We start from the raw sequence: 15,627 nt of genomic DNA on the forward strand, positions 1-15,627 counted from the left end.
GGCTCGTTAGCCTGCTCTGCCCCGGAAAGGTCAGCAGGCAATTACCGGTTCACTTATTTCAATTTAAATATGAACAGCGCATTACCCGGCCCTGCCTGAAATTCATTGCTCCCGCCAAAGGTGTTATAACCGGAATTCAACAACAGATTGTTCCCGGCAATAACCGGTCCCGGCCCCTCGATGGTGCCACCGTTACCTGATCGTCCGTGAATATCCTGTGTGGCAACCGCGGTATCGAAATGCCAGAGCGATTCACCGCTGGAAGTCTTAAACGCTTTTACAATGCCATTTAGCGAAGCAGCGAACAAGACATCGTTGGTGACACTCACTGCCGCCGAATAAATACTGTCTATCCTCGCACTACCATAAAAATGGGTGTCGTGAATTTCCCAATTTACCACGCCGCTATCCTTATTCAGCGCGTACAAACCGGACATCGCGTTAGGCACCTGAATCAGCGGTACGTTATAGCTTGGCCGCATTAAATCATTACCCAGTGCAATATTGCTTAACGGGGATTTAGCAGCGGTGACATCCGCTACGCCGGCATAAATCTGGGTATCATCCACTGCCATACCCCAATGGATTCCACCCAACTTGCCTCCGGCTCCCAGGCGGGTTTCCCAATTCTTTGCACCGGTCAGAGCATTCAATTGATAAACGGATCCCTTTTTATCACCGGCAATAATCACATCATCCCCATTCGTTGTGGTTGTGAGTATTGGCGTGCCCACGTCCCAATCGAGGTCCGGCCCATCACATTGATCGACCAGCGCTCTGTTAACATCGCAAGTGGCGTTATAGGTGTCATTCGGTGTTGCCTGAAAGACCCAGTTTACATCGCCGTTATTCATATCAAGCGCCACTACGGAGTTCTCCATGGCGGTGGAAGGTTGTGTCAGGTTCTGTGAGGTGCCAACCACAATCTGATTGCGTGCGATATCCAACAAGGGAGTCGACCAGATGGATACCCCATTCGGGCTCATGCGACTGCCGTTGACACGAGCGGCTTCCTCGGTGCCATGAAAGCGCCATATTTCACTACCATCTGCCGAGTTCAACGCAACCAAGGAACCATGAGACTCACAGCAAGAGAATTGCAATAAAGCATAGATCACCGATTTTGTGGCCAGAGGTACATACAGGCGCCCGTTATAATATTGCAAGCCGCCGGTCACCATGTTGGAGTCGAACTCTCTGACATCCACCCGCCAAACCTCAGCTCCGGCTTTCGCATCTAAAGCGATAACCCAACCGTTCCAGGTGCCAACCACCACCAGGCGCTGATTCAGTGAGGGTTCATCCAACAGCGTTACCGATGCACTGCGAACCGTGTCGGGGGCATCGTAGGTCCAATACACACAACCGGTTTCACGGTTCACTGCATTAACGGAATCAGGGGTGTGATAATAGATGGTTTGGCTGGTAACGGCCGGGGCTCCGCGCCGCTCCTTCGTATCTTCAGCGTTAAGCACAAAATCCAATTCCAGATCAGCTACGTTCTGCGCCGTGATCGGGGACAGTTGGTTTCGGGTATTCTCCAGGTTAAAACCAAAACCACTATTCAAGATAGGGGATTGGGTATCGACTGAATCGTCGCACATCACCAATTCCGTTGCCTGTTCCGCACCACAGGCAGTCAGGTACGCTACGACGAACATGAATACACAGGCGCTAATAGCGCGCGCAGACCGAGTTAACATGAGTTCCCCTTTATTTATTTATTTATCTATTTGTTTTTTTTAATTAATGATTCGAAACTCATTTTACCTTAAATCAATTTGGGGGAATGGCGTTAAAACTCAGAACAAATTGAAAACGAGGCCCGCGTCACGTCAGCGCGGGTTTTACTGATCACTTTTTTCGGCGTGGGTAATCCGATCCTTCCAACAACCCGGATGAATCCAGTAAACGATGCAACATGCGGGCGATCGTATCCGGTGCATAAGCCTCCCGCGGCTGCTTTAACCACCAGGCCAGGGTTTCCACTATCAGCGTCACATTGCAGGTTGTGGCCAGCTCCACCGGCAGCCAGGGGTGTTCCGGGGAGCGTTCGGCAGCCAACATAAGCGCGTGATTCAGTAGTTCCTCTCGCATTGCGCCTGCAGCGCCGCCAGTCAGTAATGCACTCCATAATGCGTGGTGCTGGTCTACGTAATGACAAAGAGTTTGAAATGCAGGCCCGTCGCCATCGGCATCGTTTACCGGTAAAGCCAGTTTGATAAGCCGATTAATCTGATCCTTTGCCAAATGATCCAACAACGCTTCCTTGGAGCTGTGATGACGGAAAAAAGTCGCATAATGCACCTCTGCCTGAGCGCAAATTTTACGTATCGTAATCGTCTCCAAGGGCTCACGCTCCAGTAACGTCAGCATGGCGGCCCGCAATGCCTCATCGGTACGAGCCTTGCGCGCGTCTTTCATGGATGACGCTGAAATACTGGCCTCCCCCAATTCGCTATGCGATACTGTGTCGCGTATCTCTGCGCCGCCTTTCGGCCCCCGTGGTGTCTTCATGTCACGACCTTATTTTTGTACGGATGATTAACCGGTGATGACATGTCGAAACTCAACATCGATCTATTCATGGATTTATCGCTTTGTTGGTGCAGGTGCACGCTAAGCCCGCGGATCAGTCAAAAAACCAATTATAACAATGAGGGAGTATACAGGTAATGAACAACTCTAAGAGCCCACTTCGCATCGTTCAATGGACCACAGGTAAAGTAGCTGGAGAGTCAATTAAAGCCATTCTGGAGCGCCCGAATCTGGAGTTGGTGGGCGTCTATGCCTACAGCCCGGAAAAATCAGGCCAGGATGTCGGGGATCTAATCCAATTGGGGCGCAAGCTCGGAATAAAAGCGACGCACGATATCGGTGAATTGATCGCACTTAATCCCGACTGTGTTGTTTATATGCCTCTGCATCCGAATGTGGAGCACCTGGAGCAGCTACTGCGCGCCGGAATCAATATCGTCTCCACCGCCAGTTTTATGACTGGACGAAGTTACGGAGAAGAAGCCCGCTCCAGACTAGAACAGGCCGCGCAAGCGGGTAACGCCAGTCTGTTTGGCAGCGGTATCAATCCGGGCTGGGTGGACAATCTGACCGTAGCCGCTTCGGGCCTATGCAAAGAAGTTAACCAGGTGCGTATTGTAGAATCATTCAATATCGGATTATGGGCAGGCGATGCTAACCAGGATGCTCTCGGCTGGGGTCGCCCAAAAGGTGATCCTAATCATGCCAAAGACGTCGAGGAAGCCACAGGACCATTCGCCGATGCCGTGGAAGCAATCGCAATATTGTTTGATTACACACTGGATGAGGTGCGCTGTGATGTTGAATTTGCCTATGCAACCCAAGAGCTGGACGTGCCGGGCCGAACAGTCCCTCAAGGCACTGTAGCCGGAATCATGGCGAAGTGGCTGGGCATATCGAACGGCCTGCCGGTGATAGAAGCAACCGTGCAATGGGTGGTAGGTGACGATATTACACCGGCGTGGGACATCGCAATGGCCTATCTGATTGAAATCAACGGCACGCCTAAAATCAATATGCGAGTAGAAGTGTTGCCGGATCTTACGTTGCCGATGGAGGAGTTGATGGTCATTGGATTTATGTTCCCGGCCACCCCGGTTGTGAACGCAATTCCATCCGTGGTCGACGCCCGTGCGGGGATCGTTACCTATGCGGATCTGAAACCAGTTAGTTCGATCATTGCTGCGAAGCCGTTAAAAACTCAAACCACGATTCCCTTGCTGGTGGCCGAACCGGAGCAATCACCTCAACCGGTATCGACCGGTGCAGCAGCGGTGCCTTTGGAAGGTCGCTGGTCGGTAACGGTAAAAGGTCCCACCGGCGCACAGGAAACAGAATTGGTCATCGAGCAGAAAAACGGGGAATACAGCGGAGTACAAACAGGGCAGGGTATGAGTTCGCCCATTTTGGATGTCAAATACGAAGGCAACACGCTGAGCTGGATCAATCAAGTAACAAAACCGATGAAACTCAAAGTGCAATTTCAGGGAATCATCGAAGGTAATACCATGACCGGTAAATGCAAAGCCGGCTTTATGGGTAAATACCCCTTCACTGCAACAAAGATGGACTGAAAAGGGGACAGCGAAACGCTCTAATGTTTAACGGAGCGTTTCGTTTTTCCTTTGAAGGCCGCCTTGACAGAGCCGATCCATGGAAGGCAAATAAAATGGCCGACGACACAATTGATATAGAAGCAATCAAATTACTGAAGTCGCGCTACTTTCGATTTCTTGATACCCAGGACTGGGATTCGTTTCGTTGTCTGTTCACCGACGATTTTGTCAGTGACACGAAACCATCGGGTGGCAAAGTGATTCACGGCGCGGACGAGTTTGTCTCATTCGTAAAATCAACACTGGCGAACTGCACAACCGTTCATCATGGCTTAACACCGGAAATCAATATTACATCGCTCAACACTGCAACGGGCATCTGGGCAATGGAGGATCTTGTCCGCATGCCAGGGTTAATCGATCTACAGGGCTTTGGTCATTATCAGGAAGAATACAAAAAAGTAAACAATCAATGGTGCATACACTATTCAAAACTGACCCGCTTGCGAATGGACTTTAGATTCCTTTGCTTTCGGATTAAGCTTCCGCAATTCCTACTGCATTATTGGCAGGCTCGTTGAGCATTCTCTTTTAACTCCTGAGTAGATTTTTTACGTTTGCACACGTAATATAAATCTCGCTTCAGGAGATCAAATAATGAAAAAAACAATAACAATAATAACGAAAATAACTTTATTAACTTATTTTATAGTCTTATCCGGTTGTGGTGGTTCAAATAACTTACCTGACCAAAAATCTGACAACCCAACGGAAATAAAAACACCATTAGCCGAAGTCAGTCCCGCACCACCGGATAGCGGATCAGCGCCTTCAACCAAAGCTTCCAATGAAACAGGCGCTTATAACCGCCCCTATGATTTCCCCCGTATAAAAGTACTTCCACTTCAGTATATCGATACCACCAGTGGTCACAGAGTGGGCCTGCGCGTGACTTTACCTGCAGATAAAAAAGGCACGCCTGTGGAAGGGCCACTTCCGGTGGTTTTATCACAAAGTGCTTACAACGTTGGTATGCTGGCGTCGACACCGGTATCCGGTGCTGTGTTGCTGGGCGGACCCGATCCGTTTATTGTTCGGCATGGTTACGCAATGGTATCAGTGGATGTTATCGGCAGCGGGGTATCCGAAGGCGGTTGGGAGTTGCTCGGCGCTGAAGAACAATCCGGATACGGTGACGTAGTGGATTGGATCAAACAACAGCCTTGGTACGATGGCAATCTGGGTGTCGCCGGCGCGTCCTATATGGCGATCACTTCTTTATTCACAGCACAACAACGACCTGAAGATATCAAAGCGATATTTGCCAGTGTGCCTATGGGGGATTCTCAGCGCGGAACCGTCGGTACCGGCGGTCTGCTCAATGGCGTGTTCTTAAGCGCATGGGCCACGCTAACCCACCTTACCTCCACTTTAAATGATCTCACCGCACTTCAGTATCCGGAACTCAAAGAGATAATAGATGGCGCTACGCAGCGACACGTGGAGCAAATTGATCAATATTATCTACCCATGGTGAACAAAATTCTTGAGGGGGACCCGGAAATCACTTATGACAATGATTTTTGGCGTATACGATCGCCCATCACGCATATCGATAAAATACAAGCTCCCACCTTCATTCTTGGCGCAGTGAACGATATTTTTCAACGCGACGCACCGCTGTTGTATGAACGTCTTAAAGACAGAGTTGATTCTCGCTTGGTTATTTTCAATGGCGACCACGCCAGTAATTTTGTTCAAGCAATTCGAGGAACAGACAAAACAGATCCGATACTGAACTTGATGTTGCAATGGTTTGATCGATACCTGAAAGACATGGAAACTGGCTTAGATAATATCCCTCCAGTGACTCAATACGTTAAAAATTATAAAAAAGGGATGTGGAAAGGGTATTCCGACGCCACTGACTGGCCCCACCCATCGGCATTACCTGAACGCTGGTTTTTGCATGGTAACGGCAACCTGACAACATCACCACCAACGGAACCGGAGCAAGCTCGTAGCATGGCCACCCCTGAGTTTGCGGGCTACCGCTTCGGTAAGAGCAAAGGCGGTACTTTACTGACGGCCTCAATCGACATCAATGACGGCACCCGATGTTCGCCCAGTTATGTGCAATGGACATTAGGAATCGCCGGTGTCGTCGCAGCGCCTCGCTGTTATTGGGACAACCGCAGGCTGGAACGAAACGCACTGAATTTTGAAACAGAACCCATGTTGGAGGATTACTATATTAACGGCCCTTTGCAGGCTGATTTATGGGTATCCAGTACCGCACAAGATGCGGTAATTTCTGTTCGGATTGACGAAGTCACACCAAAGGGGCGGGTTAATCCGATCACCAATGGACTGCTGCTGGCTTCCGCACGGGCGGTAGATGAGAGCAAATCCCGCTTTATTGCAGGCGAAATGGTGCAACCCTACCACTACCTTACCCAGACCAAAGAGCAACTGCTAACGCCGGGAGAGGTCGTGAAACTGCAAGTGGAAATCTTTCCTACCAGCGCGCTCATACGGGAAGGAAACAAATTACGGGTTTCGATAAGTCCCAGTAACCAAGCTCAGGGTATCCTTAATTTGCCACGCAGGGAACTCGCCAAAGAGGGCATAACAACCATCCATAACAGCCCCGAATACCCATCTGGCATTGTGTTACTGAAGGTTCCTACCAGCGAGCTAAATTGATGTTTTCGTCGCACCTTGCTTGTGATCGACGGCGGCGTTGAGAGCGGGTGTGACGATAAACCCTTCAAAAATCTGTGCGACATCCGATATCGGAGACGGCACTTCCTGTTGTAGCCACCAGGTCAGGAGTTCCACTGTCGACGCTACGAATATGGCCACCGCTAAATCTTTAGGGGGCCATCCCTCGGAATCCATATAGGCGTGACTTACCTTCTTCGACAAATCGATCAACGTGCGGCGTACGCTCTCAGCGGCGCCCCCCACAAACAGCGTTGTCCAAAGCTTGCGGTGATTATCGACATACGTGCATAGCGTCGTCGCAGCGGCGGCGGTGTTCTCCGCGTTAAACACCGGGAGCGTGAGTTCAACCAGCTGCTTAACTTCATCAGTGGCGATTTCCTCAAGTAAACACGCCTTGGTTTGATAGTGTCGGTAAAACGTCACGTCATTAAGTGACGCCTTTGCGCAGATCTCACGGATAGTGATGTCATTCAATGAAGCGGTTTCAAGCAAAACCAGGAACGCTTGCCGTATTTTGTCTCTGCTACGCACCGCACGCGCGTCTGACGCGGTCGAGAGATGCGGCTTGTGGACCTTTTTGTGAGGCTTCTGAGCGGGCGATTTCATAACTCTCATGTGTTTGCCGAAGGACGCAAAATTATACAGGTTTAACGGAGGATTGACACAGCACCGAAGATAAGCAACACTTCATTGCACAAATATAAGCAAGAACGTATTGCATATCAATAAAGCCAATGGGGAACGTATAATGACCAATTCAGACAGCACACCGGGTAAACCAGCGAGCGCGATGACGCAACCGCAAACACGACCCATGACTGTTCAGATGTGGGCCATGGTTGGAGCCGCAATGTTGCTGTTCATACTCTATGTCGGGTTTCAATGGATCAGCGGCCCTTACTTCACGCCGGTACCAACCGGGGTCAGCGACCCGCCGATGTACATGAAGCTCTTTCTGGGAGGAAACGCCGCCATCCTGACGGCAGGCTTACCTTTTGCTATCTGGTATTTCTGGATTAGACCCTGGCGCCAGGAGCGCCGTATCACCTTGGACGGGATGCTTATGCTTGCCCTCAATCTATTGGTGTTCATTGATCCGTTGTTGAACTACACCAATACCTGGTGCCTGTATAACTCCTGGCTGTGGAATATGGGTGCCTGGACTCCACACGTTCCGGGATGGCTTTCACCGGACGAGCCGGGGGCTATGGTTTCAGAGCCGTTGCTGAACAACTTTGTCGGTTATGGGTATGGCAACTTGCTAACCATCATGGCCGGCTGTTGGTTCATGGGCAAAGTGAAGCAACGCTGGCCACACATCAGCAACCGCCGCTTAATTGGCTGTATGTTCGTGTATGCCTATATTTTCGACTTTATTATGGAAGGGTTGGTGCTGTTGCCTGCCGGTTTATATACCTATCCAGGCGCTATTCAGTCTTTGTCGATCAACGCCGGTACGTATTACCAATATCCGCTTTATGAGGGATTAATGTGGGGCGCTGTCATGACGGTTATTTGCAGCCTGCGCTTTTTTACTGACAGTCAGGGACGTACCGTTGTTGAGCGGGGGCTAGATCATGTTGGCGGTGGTTTCGTCATGCAACAACTAACGCGCTTTCTGGCAATCTTCGCTGCGGTCAGCACAAGCTTTATCTGTATCTATATGATACCGGCCCAGTGGCTCAGCACACACGCCGACCCCTGGCCCGAAGATATTCAAAAGCGCTCGTATTTCATGAGCGGCATTTGTGGCGAGGGCACCGACAAGGCCTGCCCGCACCCAAGCTTGCCGATCGTGTCAAAGCATTCCGGTTACATCAATACCGAGGGCAAACTTATATTGCCGGAAGGGTTCGAGATGCCACGGGTGGTGCCCCTGGAACGGGGTGAACGTAACTGAAAACAATAAGCCGAGCGGAACTATTGGGGGAGGAGGGGTCCACTGGCGCGAATACATAGGCGCCAGTGGTATACAATAAATTAGCTATTTCTAGCTATCTATTAATGAATTTAGCGTTTCGCTTGGTCTCATTAACTTCTCTAGCTTATCGGAGTCCGGCATAAAGTAACCGCCCATATCAACCGGTTTTCCCTGACAATTCATCAACTCAGCAACGATAGTCTCTTCGTTATCCGCCAAGTCCTTGGCTAATTTCGTAAAATACGATTTTAACTCGGCATCATGAGACTGCTCTGCCAATGCGTCAGCCCAATACTTCGCTAGATAAAAATGACTGCCTCGGTTATCCAACTCGTTGACTGTTCTTGAGGGCGATTTGCCGCCTTCTAACAGCTTTTCGATGGCGTCATCCAGTGCCGTCGCCAAGATTTGAGCTTTCGGGTTATTTGATTTGGTGGCAACGTCTTCGATAGAAACAGCTAGAGCGAGGAATTCACCCAGCGAATCCCAGCGCAAATGGTTTTCTTCAACGAACTGTTGCACATGTTTTGGCGCTGACCCACCGGCTCCGGTTTCAAATAAGCCACCGCCATTCATAAGCGGTACGATGGACAGCATCTTCGCACTGGTGCCGAGTTCCAAAATAGGGAACAGGTCTGTCAGATAATCCCGCAATACATTACCAGTAACAGAGATGGTGTCTTTGCCGCGGATGAGTCTTTCCAGCGTATATCTCATGGCCATATCAGGATTAAGAATTCGGATTCTTAATCCTTCAGTGTCGTGGTACTGTAAATAGTGTTCTACCTTTTTGATCATTTCCCTATCGTGACCACGATACTCATCCAACCAAAAAACGGCGGGCATCTTGCTGGCTCTCGCCCGGGTAACAGCCAGTTTTACCCAGTCTTGAATCGGACCATCTTTGGCCTGAAACATACGCCATACATCACCGGTTTGAAGATTTTCATGCTGTAGAAGAACCTGACCAGCGGAATTAACTATTCGCATGGTGCCAGCACAGGGCAATTCAAAGGTTTTATCATGGGAGCCGTATTCTTCTGCCTTTTGCGCCATCAGACCAACATTAGGAACTGTGCCCATGGTGCTTGGATCAAATTTATCATGATGCTTACAGAAATTAATGACCTCTTGATAAATAGTGGCGTAACAGGTGTCAGGAATGATGGCCTTCGTGTCTTGTAGCTTGCCATCGGCACTCCACATCTTGCCGCCGTTGCGAATCATTGCGGGCATCGATGCATCAACAATAATATCGCTCGGCACGTGCAAATTAGTGATGCCTTTATCCGAGTCGACCATTGCCATCATCGGACGCTTTTCATAGCATTTTCTAAAATCGTATTCCATATCGGAACGTTTCGAGTACGGAAGATTATCGATTAATCGCAGCACGCTACCCAAACCTTCATTAGGCTCTACACCCAGCTCTTCCAAGGTATCGGCATACTTCTCAAATGCATCCTTAAAATACACTCTGACGGCATGCCCGAAGATGATCGGATCGGACACTTTCATCATGGTCGCTTTCAGGTGTAACGAAAACAACAGGCCTGCGGTTCGGGCTCCGTCCATCTCTTCGTCAAGAAATTTACACAGCGCTTTAGCACTCATAAACTGCGCACTAACCACTTCTTTATCCTGAACTTGAACTTCTTTCAGAACCGAAACTTTTCCACTTTCTTCCACCAGCTCAATTCGCAGGGTATCTGCTTGTGTTAACGTAGTGGAGATATCGCTATGATAAAAATCGCCTGAACGCATATGGGCGACGTGGGTTCTGGAAGCCTGGCTCCATTTCCCCATCCAATGAGGATTATTGCGAGCATATCGCTTTACCGATGCCGGCGCTCTCCGGTCCGAATTACCCTCCCTTAATACAGGGTTAACTGCACTGCCCAGCACCTTGGCATAGCGGTCTTTTATTTCGGCTTCTTCGTCGTTCTGTGGATCGCTGGGATAACGGGGTATGTCATAACCCTTGTTTTGTAATTCGGTAATCGCGGCAGCAAGCTGAGGGATGGAAGCACTAATGTTCGGCAATTTGATGATATTAACCGTCGGTTTCTGGGTTAGTTCACCCAACTCCTTGAGGTTGTCAGACACTTTTTGGTCATCTGTTAGACGCTCAGGAAAGCTAGCCAGAATACGCCTCGCCAAGGACAAATCACTGGTTTCCACTTCTATATCCGCTGTACCCGTGAATTGGTTAACGATTGGAAGCAGGGAGTAGGTCGCCAAAGCGGGCGCTTCGTCGGTGAGTGTATATATGATTTTCGATTTACTTTCTGACATGGGATACACCTGTTATTTTCCTAGACCACAGAATACCAAACTAGAATGAATCGGCACTTTTAGTTTGTTAACAAAAATTTAAGAGGGTGGATTGTACCGAAATATTAATTTTATTTACAGATCAAGCGCTTAATAAGCCATGCGGTAAACACGTATTATTCGGTTAATATTCAGTATATTGAAGAGCAAGCATTTAATTTGGTTGAGTTAGTCTAGGCGCATTTATTTCTTTCCGGTTGTTCGCGATGTTGCGGATCAGCGTTAATGACCAAAGCGGTATTCTGACTATTTATTAGCCACCCATTAACGGCCGACGACTGCTTATTGCGCACTGATTCTCCGTTTATCTAATGTAGTTCGATTTAATTTCGCGCCCTCAATCAGGTGCAGATCACCAAAATAAACGGGTGGTAATAAGTTTGTTCCGTATCTTTAAAGGAGGGTTTTTGGAGGTCAGCAATATCGATGAATTCAAGTCGATGCTTTCAAAAACGGAAGACAACGACACTTTTTTTGCTGAGGCCATGTTTACCTATCAGTAGAAGGCAAGCGGGGTCAGTCTCATATCAGCCTGAAACTGACTCACAGACTTAAGAATATGCGAAAGCCTCTATTTAACATAATATACATTATGCCGAATTAGTTAGCTGTCTACTTATCAATCAGCAGCCATGAATGATGAAGACTCAACAGCCTCCCTGACGCGCTTTTTACGCCCTGACGCGTGCCTCTCACGTAAATCAGATTCGATATACCGATCGGTCGTCGCCATTGTAGCGTGTCCGGCGTCATCCCTAACGTGCTCCCGCGGTCTGTCTTTCACGTCTTCAGATATTCCTGTATGCCTTAACCAATGCACGGTAGCCACTTTCAAATCCATCGCATCGTCCACCAAACCATCCTTTTCCATGCGATCAAATGCGGTATCAAAACAAGTTTGAACGATTAAACGAATATGTCGCGTACTGGTTATTGAACCTTTGCCTTTTGCTTTCGCGATTAACGGCGTCTTATCGTTTGGCTCCGGCAATGGTGTTAAACCAAGGTAACTACGATAATGCTTGAGCGCATTTAACATATCATCACATACGGTGATATTCCGGCTTTTATTACCCTTGCCGATAACATGTAGCCACCAGTTGCCATCCTGGTCCCGTTTAAAGTCGCCCATAACAGGAACGGAACGTTCGTCAGCAACCAATTCTGATATTCGTAAATACATGGAATAAAGGCAATTCATTATGAACAGTGATCGTTCGTGTTGTTCCGGATTCTCTGAAGCCATTATTTCGACGATCTCCAGAACATAATCCCACTGAAGGTTGCTGATACGTCGAACCACGGGTTTCATCTGTTCCTTGCGGATATATTTACTTTTTTGACGTATTAACGCTACCGGATTGGCGTCTGTGAGTTGCTCTTCAATCAGATAGTTGTAAAACGAAACCAGCGCAGTAAAAACACCTTTAGCGGCGGCTTGCGATAGTGAGTATTGTTTTTTGTCAATCTCAATGCCGTTGCGAAAATCCTGTTTAGAGATATTGACAACAAACGGCCGCCATTGCGAGTTCGGGACTCGAACGCCTGCTCTTCTAACAAAGCGTGAAACATTTTTAGTACCAATCCAGGCGAGCGGCGGATTGAAGCAGAAGTTAATGAATTCTTCGATATTTTCCCGCCGGTGATTTAATACCGAGGTCTTTTCTACGTTCCAGCTCCATTGAAGAAAACGCTCAAGCTCTCTTCGGTAGCTGTTATAAGTAGCCACACTGCCGTTGTAACTGTAGAGGAATTTCAACGCATATTCGAGATCCTGGTCTGACCCCTTTATGGTTTCAAACGTAAAGCGACTGGCATCGAACCGGGTTTGCTTGAATGGATTACCAATGAAGGGAAATCCTAAACAAAACTCGAAAAACAACTATAGGTTTTAGAAAATAACGTTTAAATACAATAGGTTATACGATATTTCTTTTCCCGGAACGATGCTCAAAAGCGGTGTTATATTTGGGAAAACGAGGAGAGTGTCGGCCACTCTCCTGTAAAACGGCGATGATCGATTACTCTTTGATCAGGTCTGGATCAAGGATTTTTTGTAAATCTATCTGTTGAGAGTCTTTTAGGGAGTTCTGTGAAAAATCAAATTCGCCATGAAAGACAAAATGTTCCCAAGCCAGCATAGACGACGCCTTAATCTTTTTTAGTAGCAGGGAATACTCAACATCTGTTTTGGCTTCTGACAGACGTTTGGAGAGATACATAAAATTCCAGCAAACGATGACATTTTTAAGTAGTCGTTTGCAGGTCTCTGCGATCTCCTGGTCTTCCTTAATTGTCTGCACATAATCTGCCCGTCCAATGGCCAGCGCTCGATCAAGCTTGTTCCCTGCCTCACCTTTATTTAACTGGCGGTGGATGGCTTTTCGCATACCCACATCGTCGGCATACCGGAGCAAGAACAACGTTTTCGGAATACCTCCAAATGCTTTTAGTGCTTCGTAAAGAGGATTGCTTTGTGAGTATGAGTTTAATCGTTTGAAGATTTGAGACGCAGTAACTTCGCCTAGCTTGATTGATGCGCATAGACGAAGAACATCTTCCCAATTATCAATAATTTTATCTCTATTAATCCGTTCCCTTGGAAAGATCGGATAGCTTTTTTTCTTATAGAAAGTGGGAGTTTTGAAGGAGTATAAAACTCTTTTGCCGGGATTTTTTATGCGTGGTCCAAAAGAAAATTTCAATAAATGCGTAAGGCCAAATATGGCTTCCGTGTATCCGTGAGAGTCCGTGGAGTGAAGGTCTGATTTCACTACATCATTTTTCAATAACCCATCCACCATATAGTGTGCTTCAAATTCGGAACCACTGATCACCATTGAGTAAGGGAACATCCCTCGTATATCTATGAAAGTATAGGCCGATACAACGGGGTCACGACCACCATATTTAAATGACTTATTTGCATTGAGTGACTCATATGCGACGGTCCATTTCTGGCCATCGCTTGATGTCTGCAAGCCGTAGTCTCCAATGAATACTTTGGCCAGTGGAAGTTGATTGACGAAACGGATAACGGCATCGTTTGCTCGTCTCAAATTCTCAAGCGTAAAAAAGCCATTGGTCGTGGATTCCAACGTTGCCAGTTCAATTTCCCTAGCCAATTTAGATAATTTTGGCACGCTCAAGTGTTCACCTAGCGCAATTATTCCCGCCAGGAAATTTTTATCTTCAGGCCTGGGCTTGCGGTATCGGATACTGTTGTGTTCAAGCTCGTCAAGAAACCCCGAAGCAGCATTCACTGTACTTAACGCTTCTGCTATTCGAATGTATTGATCATCCGGAAACAGAGCTACGTCGCTTTCCATTTCTAACAGGACTTCAGCCCGAGTATTTCGTTCATACGTTAGCTTAAATCCACCAAGGCCATCTGTCTCAATATATTCGTTTATATTTTCCAGTATGTGCTCGTTCGTCTCCTTGTATTGCGCATCCAATTCGAGTTCCCAGTGCTCAACCAATTTTTTAACATCTTTAAAATCAGCCATGTCCGCTAAATTTAGTATGTGATCCCGATTTTTTTGAAAGTATTCCCGCGAGATCAAATACTGCTCTAGCTGTCGGTAACGATTTGAGTTAACAATGCTCAGTGTGCCGTCTTTAATGGCAGCGGCAGTGTGCTTATAAAGCAGAATGCGATACAGTTTTGCGCGGAAGGAGTCTTTCGTGTCAACGTAGCCGGTTTCTGAATTCGTAAGAAACCCGACTGGGAATGTATCATCAACCTTTCCGTTTTTCGCTTGGTACTGCGATATTGCTTTTAGCAGCTTGTTGCTTTTCACGTCGCAATCGAAATTGAGCCGCCGAAGAATATCGCTACACTTGAGCTGAAGCGACGTGGCGCCTTCTTCCAAAAAGAGCATTTCAAGAGCCTGTCCGCTGATTTTATCTAAGTCCTCCTGGACATCTTTTACATGAGCGTTTACGTTTTCCGTGGATATCTTTGACGGGCTTATCAAGCGAATCGCTTTTTCGACTTTCTCTGAATCACTCAGAATAGGGTTGTTCAGCGTCTCTTTAAGTTTTTCCACCAACGACACTAAATCAACCGTATCCTTTACTAACGCTTGCGTATGGCCAGATTGCTCCTGGCGTTGTTTGTAGTATTCTTCTTTGGCAAGATTCTCGGCCTTGTTCACTGCTGTTTTCACCGAGGCCAGAAACGTTTCGACCAGAATATCGACCAGCTGTTGAAATTGGTGAGTGATAAAAATGGCAAGGTGAAGATGCCGATCATGATCTTTCAAACGATTAACCTGAAAAACCTGCCGCCGATGAACGGATAGTGCGTAGCGTTTAAGTCCATCTTTTGTAAAATCCAGCTCGCTTACGATTGGAAGTGCAATATCGTAGAGTGGCTTGAGCGTATCGTATATTGCGACATTCTCGCGTATTTTAGACGTCTTGGTTGTTAATTTGCATCTAAATTTGACCCGGCTTTTGCACCGAATATTGACCCGCCTAATACGGCCGATTATGGCCTAAACAATTCTGTTATTACCAGTCTTCCTTTCCCTCTGTTGTGTGGTT

General features: G+C 47.6%; 10 protein-coding genes. 4 read left to right on the forward strand and 6 right to left on the reverse strand.

Going from position 1 to position 15,627, the window contains the following annotated elements:
• Positions 1-53: 53 nt before the first annotated feature.
• Together FT643_RS15720 and FT643_RS15725 are read right to left on the reverse strand one after the other, a co-directional pair.
• Positions 54-1,703, reverse strand: coding sequence for an outer membrane protein assembly factor BamB family protein (locus FT643_RS15720; RefSeq protein WP_156872366.1), 1,650 nt, complete (start codon positions 1,701-1,703; stop codon positions 54-56).
• A 151-nt stretch (positions 1,704-1,854) separates the two neighbouring features.
• Entirely contained in the window at positions 1,855-2,517 is a 663-nt protein-coding gene (locus FT643_RS15725; protein WP_156872367.1) for a TetR/AcrR family transcriptional regulator, read from the reverse strand.
• A gap of 158 nt (positions 2,518-2,675) precedes the next feature.
• Between FT643_RS15725 and FT643_RS15730 the strand changes: the two genes are divergently transcribed.
• The 3 genes from FT643_RS15730 (at position 2,676) to FT643_RS15740 (ending at position 6,800) form a co-directional block, all read left to right on the forward strand.
• Positions 2,676-4,112: an NAD(P)H-dependent amine dehydrogenase family protein gene (locus tag FT643_RS15730; protein WP_156872368.1), complete on the forward strand. Its 1,437-nt coding sequence runs from the start codon at positions 2,676-2,678 to the stop codon at positions 4,110-4,112.
• Positions 4,113-4,207: 95 nt separating this feature from the next.
• Positions 4,208-4,675, forward strand: coding sequence for a nuclear transport factor 2 family protein (locus FT643_RS15735; RefSeq protein ID WP_156872369.1), 468 nt, complete (start codon positions 4,208-4,210; stop codon positions 4,673-4,675).
• 76 nt (positions 4,676-4,751) lie between these two features.
• Positions 4,752-6,800: a CocE/NonD family hydrolase gene (locus FT643_RS15740; protein WP_156872370.1), complete on the forward strand. Its 2,049-nt coding sequence runs from the start codon at positions 4,752-4,754 to the stop codon at positions 6,798-6,800.
• Here the strand turns inward: FT643_RS15740 and FT643_RS15745 are convergent.
• Entirely contained in the window at positions 6,792-7,352 is a 561-nt protein-coding gene (locus FT643_RS15745; RefSeq protein WP_198043604.1) for a TetR/AcrR family transcriptional regulator, read from the reverse strand. The two genes, FT643_RS15740 and FT643_RS15745, sit on opposite strands and share 9 nt — an antisense overlap.
• Positions 7,353-7,569: 217 nt before the next feature.
• Between FT643_RS15745 and FT643_RS15750 the strand changes: the two genes are divergently transcribed.
• Positions 7,570-8,721 carry a spirocyclase AveC family protein gene (locus FT643_RS15750; protein WP_156872372.1) on the forward strand — a complete coding sequence of 384 codons (1,152 nt, stop codon included), beginning with the start codon at positions 7,570-7,572 and terminating at the stop codon, positions 8,719-8,721.
• Positions 8,722-8,811: 90 nt separating this feature from the next.
• Here FT643_RS15750 and FT643_RS15755 read toward each other — a convergent pair whose 3' ends face one another.
• The 3 genes from FT643_RS15755 to FT643_RS15765 all read right to left on the reverse strand — a co-directional run bounded on the left by FT643_RS15755 (position 8,812) and on the right by FT643_RS15765 (position 15,344).
• Positions 8,812-11,037: an NADP-dependent isocitrate dehydrogenase gene (locus tag FT643_RS15755; RefSeq protein ID WP_156872373.1), complete on the reverse strand. Its 2,226-nt coding sequence runs from the start codon at positions 11,035-11,037 to the stop codon at positions 8,812-8,814.
• A 658-nt stretch (positions 11,038-11,695) separates the two neighbouring features.
• Positions 11,696-12,835 (reverse strand): tyrosine-type recombinase/integrase, encoded by a 1,140-nt coding sequence (locus FT643_RS15760; RefSeq protein ID WP_232340242.1) that lies wholly within the window; start codon positions 12,833-12,835, stop codon positions 11,696-11,698.
• Positions 12,836-13,097: 262 nt separating this feature from the next.
• Positions 13,098-15,344 (reverse strand): Tn3 family transposase, encoded by a 2,247-nt coding sequence (locus FT643_RS15765; RefSeq protein ID WP_156872375.1) that lies wholly within the window; start codon positions 15,342-15,344, stop codon positions 13,098-13,100.
• Between the last annotated feature and the right edge of the window lie 283 nt (positions 15,345-15,627).

This window comes from Ketobacter sp. MCCC 1A13808, from assembly GCF_009746715.1.
Lineage (GTDB): Bacteria > Pseudomonadota > Gammaproteobacteria > Pseudomonadales > Ketobacteraceae > Ketobacter.